This is a genomic window from Rhizobium sp. M10, assembly GCF_002531955.1.
Classification (GTDB): domain Bacteria; phylum Pseudomonadota; class Alphaproteobacteria; order Rhizobiales; family Rhizobiaceae; genus Rhizobium; species Rhizobium etli_C.
On sequence record NZ_NWTA01000002.1, the window covers coordinates 287,878 to 301,630 of the forward strand.

Below are 13,753 nucleotides of genomic sequence, written 5' to 3' on the forward strand. Positions count from 1 at the left end.
GTCGAGAAATTTGATGTCAGAGATTTTTTCAACTGTCAACACTGCACTACCGGCTTAATTCGCTTGCGCAACGGCGGTCGGACATGCAGTGGAAACCACGGGTGGAGCAAGCAGGAGGAGAGGGCGGCATTCATGCTGACCAAGTCGAGCACGGAGCTGGTCCGGCAGAGAAACAGCGTGCTCGTGCTGTCCGTGCTGCGCCGTCACGGCGCGCTCGCCCATACCGAAATTTCCGATTTCACCGGGCTGTCCTCGGCCACCATCTCGGCGATCACAGCCGATCTGGAACGCGCCCAGATCATCGAAAAATCCGAGCAGCAGGCGGCAAGCGGCCGCGGCCGGCCGCGCGTGCTGCTCCGGCAGCGGCGCGATTGCGGCTATCTCATCGTCGTCATCATCTCCTCGGATGCGGTGCAATATTCGCTGGTGGATTATGCCGGCAAGCTGATCGACCGCTTCAGCGAAGAGCGCTCGCATGATCCCTCAGGGGCTGGCCGCTTCGTGGAGGGCGTGCGCGCCGGCCTTTTGCGCATCCTCGATCGCTCCCGGATTACCCAGGAAAAAGTGCTGCTGATCTCGATCAGCAGCAAGGGCCTGGTCGATTCCACCGAGCCGGTGCTCGTCTGGTCGCCGATCTTCGGCAGCGACCAGATCGATTTCGAATCGGCGCTGCGGCCGGATTGGCAGGCCAAGGTCATCCTCGATAACGAGACGCTGCTGGTCGCCGCCGCACTCGGCGCGCGCGAGGAGATCGTCAAGGGCGCCGATTTCCGCTCGCTCGCCGCCCTTTCCCTCGGCCACAGCATCGGCCTCGGCATCGTCCGGCGGGGAGGGCAGACCGGGCAGGAGGTCTCGGCGCCGAATTTCGGCCACATGCTGCATATGGCGGGTGGCGGCCTCTGTCGCTGCGGCACCCGCGGCTGTATCGAAGCCTATGCCGGATTCTACGCCATCCTGCGCAGCGCCTTTGAAGTGCCGCTCGATACGATCCCCGCCAAATTCGTGCCCGTCGCCGAACTCGACAAGATCGCCGCCAAGGCCCGCCAGGGCCACCGCACCTCCGCCTTCGCCTTCCGCCAGGCGGGGCTTGCCCTCGGTAACGGCCTGTCGCGCATGCTCAGCCTCACCGAACGCATGCCCATCGCCATCACCGGCCCCGGCACGCGCTATTACGACCTGCTGCGCCAGGGCATCGAAGAGGGCCTCGGCCAGTCGCATATCGTGCGCATGGAAGGCATGCCGGAAATCCGCATCGTCCCCGAAGAACCCATCCTGGTCTTCGAAGGCCACCTCAACCGGGCGCTGTCGGTGATCGACCAGGATATTGTAGTCTCAGGCGTGCAGGGCGGGGAGTAGTGGTTCCCCCTTCGCCCCAGCGGGGAGAAGGTGCCCGAAGGGCGGATGAGGGGGCCACAACCGCCGACAGAGATTTCTTTAAGTCTCTGTCATAATACTGTTTTAGGCCTTGGAGCAGCTGGTAGCTTGGACCGGCCAGCCTTGTGTCCGCGGCCCCCTCATCCGACCCTTCGGGCCACCTTCTCCCCGCAGGGGCGAAGGGGACAGGCACCGTCTCACTCACCCTTTTCCCGGTGAGGAGGGGCCTTTTTGAGCTTAGCCCAATCAAACGCAAAACGGCCGGGCGTGTGCCCGGCCATCTCATGCATGACTGGCGGTCGGGAGAGGGCCGTCAGCCAACCTTGATCAGTTTGCCTTCCTTGACCGACTGCACCGCGGCGTCGGCAAGCGCCAGCGCTGCGAGACCGTCGGCGCCGGAGGGCGAGATCTTCGTGCCCTTTTCGATTGCGGCGATGAAGGCGGCGATTTCGTTGGCGTAGGCTTCGGTGTAGCGGGTCATGAAGAAGTCATGCAGCGGCGGGCGGGTGTAGCCGTCGCCGTTGGCGACTTCGATCGAGACCGGGCGCTGGTTTTCGGCCGCGGCCATGCCCTTGGCGCCGTGCACTTCGATGCGCTGGTCGTAGCCATAGGTGGCGCGGCGGGAGTTGGAGATGACGGCCTGCTTGCCGGAGGCGGTCTGCAGGATCACCGAGACGCTGTCATAGTCGCCGGCTTCGCCGATCGCCTTGTCGACCAACACGGCGGCGGTCGCCAGCACCGAGACCGGCTCTTCGCCGAGCAGGAAGCGGGCCATGTCGAAATCGTGGATCGTCATGTCGCGGAAGATGCCGCCCGAGCGCTTGATATAGTCGACCGGCGGGGCGCCGGGATCGCGCGAGGTGATCGTGACCATCTCGACATCGCCGATCTTGCCGTCGTCGATCACCTTGCGCACCGCCATGAAATGCGGATCGAAGCGGCGGTTGAAGCCGACCATCAGCTTGGCGCCGGTTTCTTCCACCACCTTGATGCAGGCCTTGACGCGGGCGACATCGAGGTCGATCGGCTTTTCGCAGAAGATCGCCTTGCCGGCGCGTGCGAAGCGCTCGATCAGGTCGGCATGGGTGTCCGTCGGCGTGCAGATGACGACGGCGTCAATATCTTTGGCGGCCTCGATCGCCTCGATGGTGCGGACCTCGCAGCCATAGGCCGAGGCGATGGCTTCGGCCGCTTGCGGAAAGGCGTCCGCGACCGCGACCAGAGTCGCATTGGCGTCGCCGCTGACGGCCTTGGCGTGAACCTTGCCGATGCGGCCGGCGCCGAGAAGACCAAATCTCACTGTCATAGGAACCTCCCTTGAATTCGGAACAAATAAACCGAATTACCCAAAATCTGGAATTTTCATTCCATCTTCTCTGCGTCGCGTCAAGCCCGCGGCTCTTTCACATTTGCAAGATTCAAACTAAAGACAAGCGCGACACCTGACCACAATGGGTGCGACACATGCCGGGGGCATGTGTGACATATTGGACTGTGGGGCACAGATGCAACTGATCGATCCGAACCATCCGGCATACCGGCGCCTCTGGGTGCGGATTGCCATCGTGGCCGTCTGCTTCGGCTGGGCTGCGGTCGAGATCATCGGCGGGGATCCCTTCTGGGCCGTCATCTCGGCCGGGGCGGGCGCCTATGCGTATTATATGCTGTTCTGGAGCTTCAATCCGCAGCCCGAGGTCGCGGAGCCCGCAGCCGTGCCTGACGCTGACGACGACGAAAAGGCCGCGGCGCCAGCTGCGGACAAGCCGTCGAAGGACGGGCAGGCGGAATAATCAGCGCAATCGCCTGAGCGCCTCGTCGATCAGGAGATTGGCCAGCATCATCCGCTTCGTCGCATTGTCGCGGAAGGGCAGGGCGACGCCGTCGGGATGATTGGCGCGTGCGAAGGCGCGGCGCTTCTCTCCGAGCGTCAGCGGCGTATCGACCGCCGAGATCGCCAGTTCGGCGGCAACCTCTTGCGGGGCCGTGCGGGTAAGGTGATCCGGCATCACAGGCGCGGGTGGAAGCAGAGGCCCCGGTTTTTCCACGGGCCCGGCTGCGGCTTCGTGTTCCAGATTGTCGAAATAGGCTTCGCCGATCCGCTGTGAGGCGGCCGAGACACCCTCCATGACATCGAAGGCGAAGCCGGTGCCGAGGCCCGCCACACGGTGGGCGGCCGACGCTTCGGCGTCGTCTTCCACCGTATCGTCCTGCGCCTTCAGCCGCTCGAGCACTGATTGAAATACCGACTGTCCGAACAGCATCCCGCTTCCTTGAAGAGCATTCCGGCGTCTGCGATCGGCCGACGTGCTCTATTTTTTCACGCAATTTCCGGACGCAAAAAACCGCTGCGCATTTGCCGAAATTGCTCCGGCGCACATTAAGACCGGCGAAGATGGCGCCGGGCTTGCGGACCTATCCCGCCTGCTTCAAGCTTTCCTCGAGGATTATGTCGTAGAGCAGTCGTGCGCTCGGTGGCAGCGCCCGTTCGCTTGCCGCGATCAGGCTGTAGGGCTTGACGTTGATGTCGAAATCGATCGGCAGCACGCGCACGTCGGAGGCCTTGGCGCCTTGGCTGGCGAGGAAATGGGCGACATCGACGGCGACGGGGGCGATCGCATCGGTTTCGCAGACGATGGCGCAGGTCAGCAGCAGCGAGGAGGTGTTGACGATATTTTCCGGCAGCGCCACGCCGCGCGCCAGGAAAATGTCCTCGATCGTGCGGCGCAACAGCGTGCCCGGCGGCTGAAACACCCAGTCGTAATCCCTGACGTCGGCAAGACTGCTCACCTTGTGCTTTAAAAGCGGATGGCTCTTGCGCACGATCAGGCAGGCGCGTTCGATGCCGATCTCCTTGACCTCGAACAGGCGCGGATTGAGATCGTCGGGAATGCGGCCGATGATGAAGTCGTGGCGGGCGGCGAGCAGCTCGCGGGCGAGCACGTTGCTGGTCTCCACCTGGATGTTGATCTCGATGCCGGGATAGGCCTTGCGCACCCTGTTGATCGCCGGCACGACGAGGCTCATGGCCGGCGCCGTCACCGCGCCGATGAAGACCGAGCCGCCCTTGCCGCTCTTCAATTCGCCGATCTCGCGGCTCGCTTCGCGCAGCTCCAGCAGGATCTTCCTGGCACGTCTCGCAAGGGCCGCGCCGAAGGTCGTCAGCACCACGCCGCGGGCCACCCGCTCGTAGAGCTGAGTCTTGGTGATTGATTCCATTTCGGACAGCATGCGCGATGCGGCGGGCTGCGAAATGTTGAGGACTTCCGCAGCTGCGGAAATCTGTCCGCTATCTTCGATTGCGACGATCATGCGCAGGTGATTCAGCTTAAGTCCTGCCCGTAAAAGGCTGTCATCGCCGAAACTGTCGCTGTGGATATCGACGTGATCCATCGAAATGGGCTCTGAAACGATCGTCATGGTTGCAGCCTCCCACTGCGCTCCATCAAAAGTAATACTTTTTAACGATATACCAAAATTGTTATGCACATTACCACTTATTCTATTTGACAGTTATAGGAATCCATACCAGTTTGCCGCCGTGTGCTGGTTGGCACTCAACACGTGTGAGATCGTGGAGGAGACCTACTTCGTTTCTCACCATCTGAAGTAACTATCCAATACGGAACCTGCCACAGTTTCGGGGCGGGCGATTTTTCGTCCGCTGCTCTATTAACAAGGGAGAGAGAAATGAAATCCATTATCTCATTGATGGCTGCGGCTGCCTTCGGCGTCGCTTCGTTCGTTATGCCTGCTATGGCGCAGGACAAGGGGCTCGTCGGCATCGCGATGCCGACGAAGTCCTCCGCTCGCTGGATCGACGACGGCAACAACATCGTCAAGCAGCTCGAGGCCGCCGGCTACAAGACCGACCTGCAGTATGCTGACGACGATATTCCGAACCAGCTGTCGCAGATCGAAAACATGGTCACCAAGGGTGCCAAGGTTCTCGTCATCGCTTCGATCGACGGTACGACGCTTTCCGACGTTCTCCAGAAGGCTCACGACGCCGGCATCAAGGTCATCGCTTATGACCGCCTGATCCGCGACTCGGCCAACGTCGACTACTACGCCACCTTCGACAACTTCCAGGTCGGCGTTCTGCAGGCGACCTCCATCGTTGACGCCCTCGGCCTCAAGGATGGCAAGGGCCCGTTCAACATCGAACTCTTCGGCGGTTCGCCGGACGACAACAACGCCTTCTTCTTCTATGATGGCGCAATGTCGGTCCTGCAGCCCTACATCGATAGCGGCAAGCTCGTCGTGAAGTCCGGCCAGACCGGCATGGACAAGGTCGGCACCCTGCGTTGGGATGCGGCTACGGCCCAGGCCCGCATGGACAACCTGCTCTCGGCCAACTACACCGACGCCAAGGTCGATGCCGTCCTGTCTCCCTATGACGGTCTCTCGATCGGCATCATCTCCTCGCTGAAGGGCGTCGGCTACGGTTCGGCTGACCAGCCGCTCCCGATCGTTTCCGGTCAGGACGCCGAAGTCCCGTCGGTCAAGTCGATCATCGCTGGCGAACAGCACTCGACGGTCTTCAAGGACACCCGCGAACTCGCCAAGGTCACTGTTGCCATGGTCGATGCCGTCATGTCCGGCAAGGAGCCCGAGGTCAACGACACGAAGACCTACGACAACGGCGTCAAGATCGTTCCGTCCTATCTGCTGAAGCCGGTTTCGGTCGACAAGACCAACTACAAGCAGATCCTGGTCGACGGCGGTTACTACACCGAAGACAAGCTGAAGTAAGTTAAACACGAGGCCGGAGCCCGCGTGCTTGCGGGTTCCGGCCTTCGATTTTATGATCGCCAAGCCGCTCGGCGGCTCAAGGCGCTGGAACTTTGACTATGGACAATACCATCCTCGAAATGCGGAGCATCACCAAGACGTTCCCGGGCGTCAAGGCGCTGGAGAACGTGAACCTCAAGGTTCGCCAGGGTGAGATCCACGCATTGGTGGGCGAAAACGGGGCCGGCAAATCGACCCTGATGAAAGTGCTATCGGGCGTCTATCCGACAGGAAGCTATGAAGGCGACATCGTCTATGAAGGCGAGACGCGTCACTTCAAGGTCCTGAAGGATTCCGAAGAAATCGGCATCGTCATCATTCACCAGGAACTGGCGCTCGTGCCATTGCTGTCGATCGGCGAAAACATCTTCCTCGGCAACGAGAACGCCAAGAAGGGCGTCATCAGCTGGGAAGAGACGTATAACCGCACGAAGCAGCTGCTGCAGAAGGTGGGCCTGCGCGAATCCCCGAATACGCTGGTAACCGATATCGGCGTCGGCAAGCAGCAGCTCGTCGAGATCGCCAAGGCGCTGTCCAAGAGCGTGAAGCTGCTCATCCTCGACGAGCCCACAGCCTCGCTCAACGAGAAGGACTCCGACGCGCTGCTCAATCTCCTGATCGAGTTCCGCAATCAGGGCATCACCTCGATCATCATTTCCCACAAGCTGAACGAGATTCGCAAGGTCGCCGACCAGATCACGGTCCTGCGCGACGGCATGACCGTCAAGACGCTCGACTGTCACGCCGACGAGATCAGCGAAGACATCATCATCAAGAACATGGTGGGCCGCGACCTTGCCGACCGTTATCCGCCGCGCTCCGTGCCGATCGGCGAGACGATCTTCGAGGTGAAGAACTGGAACGCCTATCACCAGCATCACCGCGACCGCCAGGTGCTGCACAACATAAACGTCAACGTGCGCAAGGGCGAGGTCGTCGGCATTGCCGGCCTGATGGGCGCGGGCCGCACCGAATTCGCCATGAGCGTCTTCGGCAAGTCCTACGGGCACAAGATCAGCGGCGAGGTCTTCGTCGACGGCAAGGCCGTCGATGTCAGTACCGTGCGGAAGGCGATCGATGCAGGTCTTGCCTATGTCACCGAGGACCGCAAACAGCTCGGCCTCGTGCTCAACGACACGATCCTGCACAATACGACGCTCGCCAATCTCGACGGAATTTCGAAGAACAGCGTCATCGACGACATCACGGAGATGAAGGTTGCGACCGATTACCGGTCGAAGCTGCGCATTCGCTCGCACGGCATCTTCCAGGAAACGGTCAATCTTTCCGGCGGCAACCAGCAAAAGGTGGTGTTGTCGAAGTGGCTGTTTTCCGATCCCGAGATTTTGATCCTCGACGAGCCTACCCGAGGCATCGACGTTGGCGCAAAGTACGAAATTTATACTATCATCAACCAGCTTGCCGCCGATGGAAAGGGCGTTCTGATGATCTCATCGGAAATGCCCGAACTGCTTGGCACTTGTGACCGCATCTACGTGATGAACGAAGGACGCATCGTCGCCGAACTGCCGAAGGGAGAAGCAAGCCAGGAAACCATCATGCGCGCTATCATGCGCTCAGGGGAGAAGAGACAATGACTCCGGTCAACCCAGCAACCGAGGAAAGCAACGTCGTTTCTGTTGCCGACTACATCCGCGGCAACATTCGTGAATACGGCATGCTCATCGCGCTCGTCGCGATCATGGTATTCTTCCAGTTCTACACCGGCGGTATTCTCTTCAAGCCGGTCAACCTGACGAACCTCGTCCTGCAGAATTCGTTCATCGTCATCATGGCGCTCGGCATGCTGCTCGTCATCGTGGCTGGGCATATCGACCTGTCGGTCGGTTCGATCGTCGCCTTCGTCGGCGCGCTCGCGGCAATCTTCACCGTGACATGGGGCATGAATTTCTGGGTCGCCGGCCTGATTTGTCTGATCGTCGGCGGCATTATCGGCGCTGCGCAGGGCTATTTCATCGCCTATCACCGCATCCCGTCCTTCATCGTGACGCTCGCAGGCATGCTCGTCTTCCGCGGCCTGACGCTGACGGTGCTGGCCGGCAAGAACATCGGCCCGTTCCCGAAGGAATTCCAGGTCATCAGCACCGGCTTCCTGCCGGGCGACATGATCGACATCTTCGGCACGCCCGTCCAGTCGACCTCGCTGATCCTGACCGTCATCCTGCCGGTCATCCTCTTCTACCTCGCCTGGCGCCGCCGCAAGGTGAACGAAAGCCATGGCATCGATGTCGAGCCGCTGGGCTTCTTCATTGGCCAGAACCTGGTCGTTTCGGGCGCCATTTGGTGGCTCGGCTATCAATTGTCCAGCTACAGGGGCCTGCCGAACGTTCTCGTCGTCATGCTGGTGCTGATCGCGATCTACGCCTTCGTCACCAAGCGCACGACGATCGGCCGCCGCATCTATGCCATGGGCGGCAATGAAAAGGCGACCAAGCTTTCGGGCATCAACACGCAGCGCCTCAGCTTCTACACCTTCGTCAACATGGGCGTGCTTGCGGGCCTTGCCGGCATGATCGTCGCGCTTCGCCTGAACTCGGCAACGCCGAAGGCCGGCGTCGGCTTCGAGCTTGACGTGATCGCGGCCTGCTTCATCGGCGGCGCCTCGGCTTCCGGCGGCGTCGGCAAGATCACCGGCGCAGTCATCGGTGCATTCATCATGGGCGTCATGAACAACGGCATGTCGATCGTCGGCCTCGGCATCGACTTCCAGCAGATGGTCAAGGGTGCGGTGCTTCTCGCCGCCGTGTTCTTCGACGTCTACAACAAGAACAAGGGCTGAGCGCCGACAGGCGCCAGCCCCGGCATTCGCAGTCGTATGAAAGATGGATTCCGGCTCCTGATGGGGCCGGACAGGCGGAGCTTTTCTGTCTTCGCGGAAACGAGAAGGATCAAAGTCGTGCTTATTTCCCAGATCAAGGGTGCCAACGGAGAGATCGTCGTCGCCGTGCGCGAGCAGGGCGGCGCGGCGAGATCGGTCAACAATGCCGGCAGCGTCTATCAGCTGGCGATGGAAGCCGCCGACGGCGGCAAGTCGCTGGCCGCGGTCATCGAGGCGCATGGCTTCGGCGATGCCGTCGATCTCGAGAAAGCCTATGCGGAAGGCCGCTTCCTGCCGCCGATCACCCATCCGGACGCCGCCCATCTGCATCTGACCGGCACCGGCCTTACCCATCTCGGTTCAGCCGCCACCCGCGATTCGATGCACAAGAAAACCACCGAGGCGGCCGAGGAAACGCTGACCGACTCGATGAAGATGTTCAAGATGGGTCTCGAGAACGGCAAGCCGAAAGCCGGCGAAAAGGGCGTGCAGCCCGAATGGTTCTACAAGGGCAACGGCCATGGCACTGCCGCCCCCGGTGCGCCGCTCGTCTCGCCCTCCTTCGCGCTCGACGGTGGCGAAGAGCCTGAAATGGCCGGCATTTACGTCATCGCCAAAGACGGCTCGCCCTTCCGCATCGGCTTTGCGTTGTCGAACGAATTTTCCGATCACGTGACCGAGCGGATCAACTATCTCTTCCTTGCCCATTCGAAGCTGCGCCCGGCAAGCTTCGGCCCTGAGATCCGCATCGGCGCAGCACCGGAGGATATTCGCGGCACCTCGCGCATCAAGCGCGGCGACAAGGTGATCTTCGAAAAGCCCTTCCTGTCAGGCGAGGCGAACATGTCGCACACCTTCGCCAATCTGGAATATCACCATTTCAAATATGGCCTCTTCCGGGTTCCGGGCGACGTCCATGTCCATATGTTCGGAACGGCGACACTTTCCTTTGCTGACGGCATCAAGACGGAAGAGGGCGACCTCTTCGAGATTGAAGTCGCCGAATTCGGCCTGCCGCTGCGCAATCCGCTGAAGGTAGCGGCCGAGGAAGAGATTTCCGTCAAGCAGCTCTGATATTCGAGGCCAGGCCCGCGTCCGCGGCCGGCCGTTGTTTGTAAACGGTGAAGGAGGCTTGTTGAGCCCATGACCATTTATCAAAACCTGATCGCCGGCGAATGGGTCGGCACGAACGCGACGAAGAACATCAATCCGTCCGACACCAACGAAGTCGTCGGTCTCTATGCCGACGGCAGCGCCGAAGACACCAAGAATGCCATCGCCGCTGCCAAGGCCGCCTTTCCGGCCTGGTCGCGCTCGGGCATCTGGGAACGCCATGTCATCCTGAAGAAGACCGGCGACGAGATCATGGCGCGCAAGGACGAGCTCGGCGCGCTGCTCGCCCGCGAAGAAGGCAAGACCCTGCCGGAAGCCACCGGCGAAGTCATCCGCGCCTCGCAGATTTTCGAATTCTTTGCAGGCGAAGCGCTGCGGCTCGCCGGCGAGGTCATCCCGTCGGTGCGTCCGAACATCGGCGTCGAGATCACCCGCGAAGCGCTCGGCGTCATCGGCATCATCACGCCGTGGAATTTCCCGATCGCCATCCCCGCCTGGAAGATCGCCCCGGCGCTCTGCTACGGCAACACCATCGTCTTCAAGCCGGCCGAATTGGTGCCCGCCTGTTCCTGGGCGATCGTCGACATCCTCAACCGCGCCGGCCTGCCGAAGGGCGTGCTGAACCTCGTCATGGGCAAGGGCTCGGTCGTCGGCCAGGCCATGCTGGAAAGCCCTGATGTCGCCGGCATCACCTTCACCGGCTCCACCGGCACCGGCCGGCGCGTTGCCGCCGCCTCCATCGAGCATAACCGCAAGTTCCAGCTGGAAATGGGCGGCAAGAACCCGATGGTCGTGCTCGACGACGCCGATCTCTCCGTCGCCGTCGAAGCCGCCGCCAATTCCGGCTTCTTCTCGACCGGCCAGCGCTGCACCGCTTCGTCGCGCCTGATCGTCACCGAAGGCATTCACGACAAGTTCGTCGCGGCCTTGACCGAGAAGCTGAAGACGCTGGTCGTCGACAACGCGCTGAAGGCCGGCACGCATATCGGCCCCGTCGTCGACGAGCGGCAGCTGAAGACCGACACCGATTATATCGAGATCGGCAAAAAGGAAGGCGCCAAACTCGCTTTCGGCGGCGAAGTGATTTCCCGCGAAACGCCCGGCTTCTACCTGCAGCCGACACTGTTTACCGAAGCGACCAACCAGATGCGCATCTCGCGCGAGGAGATCTTCGGACCTGTCGTTTCGGTGATCCGGGTCAAGGACTATGACGAGGCCCTGGCGACGGCCAACGACACGCCGTTCGGGCTTTCGGCCGGCATCGCCACGACCAGCCTGAAACATGCAACGCATTTCAAGCGCAATGCCGAGGCCGGCATGGTCATGGTCAACCTGCCGACGGCAGGCGTCGATTTCCACGTGCCGTTCGGCGGCCGCAAGGGTTCGTCCTACGGTCCGCGCGAGCAGGGCAAGTATGCGAGCGAATTCTTTACCGTGGTCAAGACGGCCTACACCCTGGCTTGAGACATATCCGATGACCCGGGCCGTACGAGGCGGCCCGGCAATTCACCTGAAGGACAGAGACGATGAAAAAGAAAGCGGAATGGCCGCGCAGGCTGAGGTCGCAGGAATGGTACGGCGGCACGAGCCGCGACGTGATCTATCACCGCGGCTGGCTTAAGAACCAGGGATACCCGCACGACCTGTTCGACGGCCGGCCGGTGATCGGCATCCTCAACACCTGGTCGGATATGACCCCGTGCAACGGTCATTTGAGGGAGCTCGCCGAGAAGGTGAAGGCGGGCGTCTGGGAGGCCGGCGGTTTCCCGCTCGAGGTGCCGGTATTCTCGGCTTCGGAAAACACCTTCCGCCCGACCGCGATGATGTACCGCAACCTCGCCGCGCTCGCGGTGGAAGAGGCGATCCGCGGCCAGCCGATGGATGGCTGCGTGCTGCTCGTCGGCTGCGACAAGACCACGCCCTCGCTGCTGATGGGCGCGGCCTCCGTCGACCTGCCGTCGATCGTCGTCACCGGCGGGCCGATGCTGAACGGCTATTTCCGCGGTGAACGCGTCGGCTCCGGCACGCATCTGTGGAAGTTTTCCGAAATGGTGAAGGCCGGCGAGATGACGCAGGCCGAGTTCCTCGAGGCGGAAGCCTCGATGAGCCGCTCTTCGGGCACCTGCAACACGATGGGCACCGCTTCCACCATGGCTTCCATGGCCGAGGCGCTCGGCATGGCACTGTCAGGCAATGCCGCGATCCCGGGCGTCGATTCCCGCCGCAAGGTGATGGCGCAGCTGACCGGCCGCCGCATCGTGCAGATGGTCAAGGACGATCTGAAGCCTTCCGAGATCATGACGAAGCAGGCTTTCGAAAATGCCATCCGCACCAATGCGGCGATCGGCGGATCGACCAACGCCGTCATCCACCTGCTCGCCATCGCCGGCCGTGTCGGTATCGATCTGACGCTTGATGATTGGGACCGTTGCGGCCGCGACGTTCCGACCATCGTCAACCTGATGCCGTCGGGCAAGTACCTGATGGAAGAGTTCTTCTATGCCGGCGGCCTGCCTGTCGTGCTGAAGCGCCTCGGAGAAGCCGGCCTCCTGCACAAGGACGCGCTGACGGTCTCCGGCGAAACCGTCTGGGACGAGGTCAAGGACGTCGTCAACTGGAACGAAGACGTCATCCTGCCGGCCGAAAAAGCGCTGACCTCGTCGGGCGGCATCGTCGTGCTGCGCGGCAATCTCGCGCCGAAGGGCGCCGTGTTGAAGCCTTCGGCCGCCTCGCCGCATCTCCTGGTCCATAAGGGCAGGGCTGTTGTCTTCGAGGATATCGACGACTACAAGGCCAAGATCAACGACGACAATCTCGACATCGACGAGACCTGCGTCATGGTCATGAAGAATTGCGGGCCGAAGGGCTATCCCGGCATGGCCGAAGTCGGCAATATGGGGCTGCCGCCGAAGGTGCTGAAGAAAGGCATCCTCGACATGGTGCGCATCTCCGACGCCCGCATGTCTGGCACGGCCTACGGCACCGTCGTGCTGCACACCTCGCCGGAAGCGGCGGTCGGCGGGCCGCTTGCGGTCGTCAAGACCGGCGACATGATCGAGCTCGACGTGCCGAACCGTCGCCTGCATCTCGACATTTCCGATGAGGAGCTGGCGCGGCGGCTTGCCGAATGGCAGCCGAACCACGATCTGCCGACATCGGGCTATGCCTTCCTGCATCAGCAGCATGTCGAAGGCGCCGATACCGGCGCCGACCTAGACTTCCTCAAGGGATGTCGCGGAAATGCTGTCGGCAAGGACAGCCACTGAGCAGTGACGCATCCGAAATTGGATCGTTGAAAAGGCGGGGTGAAAGTCCCGCCTTTGGCTGATTGCGAAGCGCGAAGCTATTCCGTCATCATGCTCGCGGGGGCGAGAGTACGTGCTGCGAGAGCGTGCGAAGGACGGAGAGGCTGCGGCAAATCTCTTCTCCCCTCGGGGAGAAGGTGCCGGCAGGCGGATGAGGGGGCTACACGGCGTGCCTTTTCCACAAGCCGTTCCGCCAAGCCGACGGCAATGCCTACCCTAGACGTAGATTAACCAGTGCTGTCGAAGTACGTATAGGCGTTCTTGAAAGACCAGCGCCGGCGGCCCCCTCATCCGCCCTACGGGCACCTTTTCCCCGAGGGGAGAAGGGAGA

11 protein-coding genes are annotated in these 13,753 nt (G+C 61.7%); 8 read left to right on the forward strand and 3 right to left on the reverse strand.

Annotated elements, in window-relative coordinates:
- The first annotated feature begins 132 nt into the window (after nucleotides 1-132).
- Nucleotides 133-1,356 (forward strand): ROK family protein, encoded by a 1,224-nt coding sequence (locus tag CO671_RS03150; RefSeq protein WP_097604287.1) that lies wholly within the window; start codon nucleotides 133-135, stop codon nucleotides 1,354-1,356.
- Between the two features lie 331 nt (nucleotides 1,357-1,687).
- On the opposite strand, the gene iolG is transcribed toward CO671_RS03150, so the two are convergent.
- Nucleotides 1,688-2,680, reverse strand: coding sequence for an inositol 2-dehydrogenase (gene iolG / locus CO671_RS03155; RefSeq protein ID WP_097604290.1), 993 nt, complete (start codon nucleotides 2,678-2,680; stop codon nucleotides 1,688-1,690).
- A gap of 199 nt (nucleotides 2,681-2,879) precedes the next feature.
- Between iolG and CO671_RS03160 the strand changes: the two genes are divergently transcribed.
- On the forward strand, nucleotides 2,880-3,164 hold the full coding sequence (locus tag CO671_RS03160) for a hypothetical protein (protein WP_097604293.1): 285 nt from the start codon (nucleotides 2,880-2,882) through the stop codon (nucleotides 3,162-3,164).
- On the opposite strand, the gene CO671_RS03165 is transcribed toward CO671_RS03160, so the two are convergent.
- A complete protein-coding gene (locus CO671_RS03165; RefSeq protein ID WP_097604295.1) occupies nucleotides 3,165-3,635 on the reverse strand; it encodes a hypothetical protein in 471 nt (156 codons plus the stop codon).
- Between the two features lie 151 nt (nucleotides 3,636-3,786).
- Complete coding sequence (locus CO671_RS03170) at nucleotides 3,787-4,791, reverse strand: LysR family transcriptional regulator (RefSeq protein WP_097604298.1); 1,005 nt, start codon at nucleotides 4,789-4,791, stop codon at nucleotides 3,787-3,789.
- 270 nt (nucleotides 4,792-5,061) lie between these two features.
- Here CO671_RS03170 and chvE point away from each other — a divergent pair, with 270 nt between their 5' ends.
- The 6 genes from chvE (at nucleotide 5,062) to araD (ending at nucleotide 13,383) form a co-directional block, all read left to right on the forward strand.
- On the forward strand, nucleotides 5,062-6,126 hold the full coding sequence (gene chvE / locus CO671_RS03175; RefSeq protein WP_097604301.1) for a multiple monosaccharide ABC transporter substrate-binding protein: 1,065 nt from the start codon (nucleotides 5,062-5,064) through the stop codon (nucleotides 6,124-6,126).
- A gap of 98 nt (nucleotides 6,127-6,224) precedes the next feature.
- Nucleotides 6,225-7,763 (forward strand): multiple monosaccharide ABC transporter ATP-binding protein, encoded by a 1,539-nt coding sequence (gene mmsA, locus CO671_RS03180; RefSeq protein WP_038690642.1) that lies wholly within the window; start codon nucleotides 6,225-6,227, stop codon nucleotides 7,761-7,763.
- Nucleotides 7,760-8,965, forward strand: coding sequence for a multiple monosaccharide ABC transporter permease (mmsB, locus tag CO671_RS03185; RefSeq protein ID WP_097604303.1), 1,206 nt, complete (start codon nucleotides 7,760-7,762; stop codon nucleotides 8,963-8,965). Before mmsA ends, mmsB begins: the two co-directional genes overlap by 4 nt.
- Nucleotides 8,966-9,082: 117 nt before the next feature.
- Nucleotides 9,083-10,078 (forward strand): AraD1 family protein, encoded by a 996-nt coding sequence (gene araD1 / locus CO671_RS03190; RefSeq protein WP_097605057.1) that lies wholly within the window; start codon nucleotides 9,083-9,085, stop codon nucleotides 10,076-10,078.
- A 69-nt stretch (nucleotides 10,079-10,147) separates the two neighbouring features.
- On the forward strand, nucleotides 10,148-11,581 hold the full coding sequence (locus tag CO671_RS03195; RefSeq protein ID WP_038690636.1) for an aldehyde dehydrogenase family protein: 1,434 nt from the start codon (nucleotides 10,148-10,150) through the stop codon (nucleotides 11,579-11,581).
- 62 nt (nucleotides 11,582-11,643) lie between these two features.
- Nucleotides 11,644-13,383, forward strand: a complete 1,740-nt coding sequence (araD, locus tag CO671_RS03200) for an L-arabinonate dehydratase (protein ID WP_097604306.1) — start codon at nucleotides 11,644-11,646, stop codon at nucleotides 13,381-13,383.
- The last annotated feature ends 370 nt before the right edge of the window (nucleotides 13,384-13,753 follow it).

Coding starts and splice junctions, on each gene's coding strand:
- mmsA (WP_038690642.1), top strand. CDS start 6,225: ATGGACAATACCATCCTCGAAATGCGGAGCATCACCAAGACGTTCCCG.
- CO671_RS03150 (WP_097604287.1), top strand. CDS start 133: ATGCTGACCAAGTCGAGCACGGAGCTGGTCCGGCAGAGAAACAGCGTG.
- CO671_RS03165 (WP_097604295.1), bottom strand. CDS start 3,635: ATGCTGTTCGGACAGTCGGTATTTCAATCAGTGCTCGAGCGGCTGAAG.
- CO671_RS03160 (WP_097604293.1), top strand. CDS start 2,880: ATGCAACTGATCGATCCGAACCATCCGGCATACCGGCGCCTCTGGGTG.
- iolG (WP_097604290.1), bottom strand. CDS start 2,680: ATGACAGTGAGATTTGGTCTTCTCGGCGCCGGCCGCATCGGCAAGGTT.
- mmsB (WP_097604303.1), top strand. CDS start 7,760: ATGACTCCGGTCAACCCAGCAACCGAGGAAAGCAACGTCGTTTCTGTT.
- araD (WP_097604306.1), top strand. CDS start 11,644: ATGAAAAAGAAAGCGGAATGGCCGCGCAGGCTGAGGTCGCAGGAATGG.
- chvE (WP_097604301.1), top strand. CDS start 5,062: ATGAAATCCATTATCTCATTGATGGCTGCGGCTGCCTTCGGCGTCGCT.
- CO671_RS03170 (WP_097604298.1), bottom strand. CDS start 4,791: ATGACGATCGTTTCAGAGCCCATTTCGATGGATCACGTCGATATCCAC.
- CO671_RS03195 (WP_038690636.1), top strand. CDS start 10,148: ATGACCATTTATCAAAACCTGATCGCCGGCGAATGGGTCGGCACGAAC.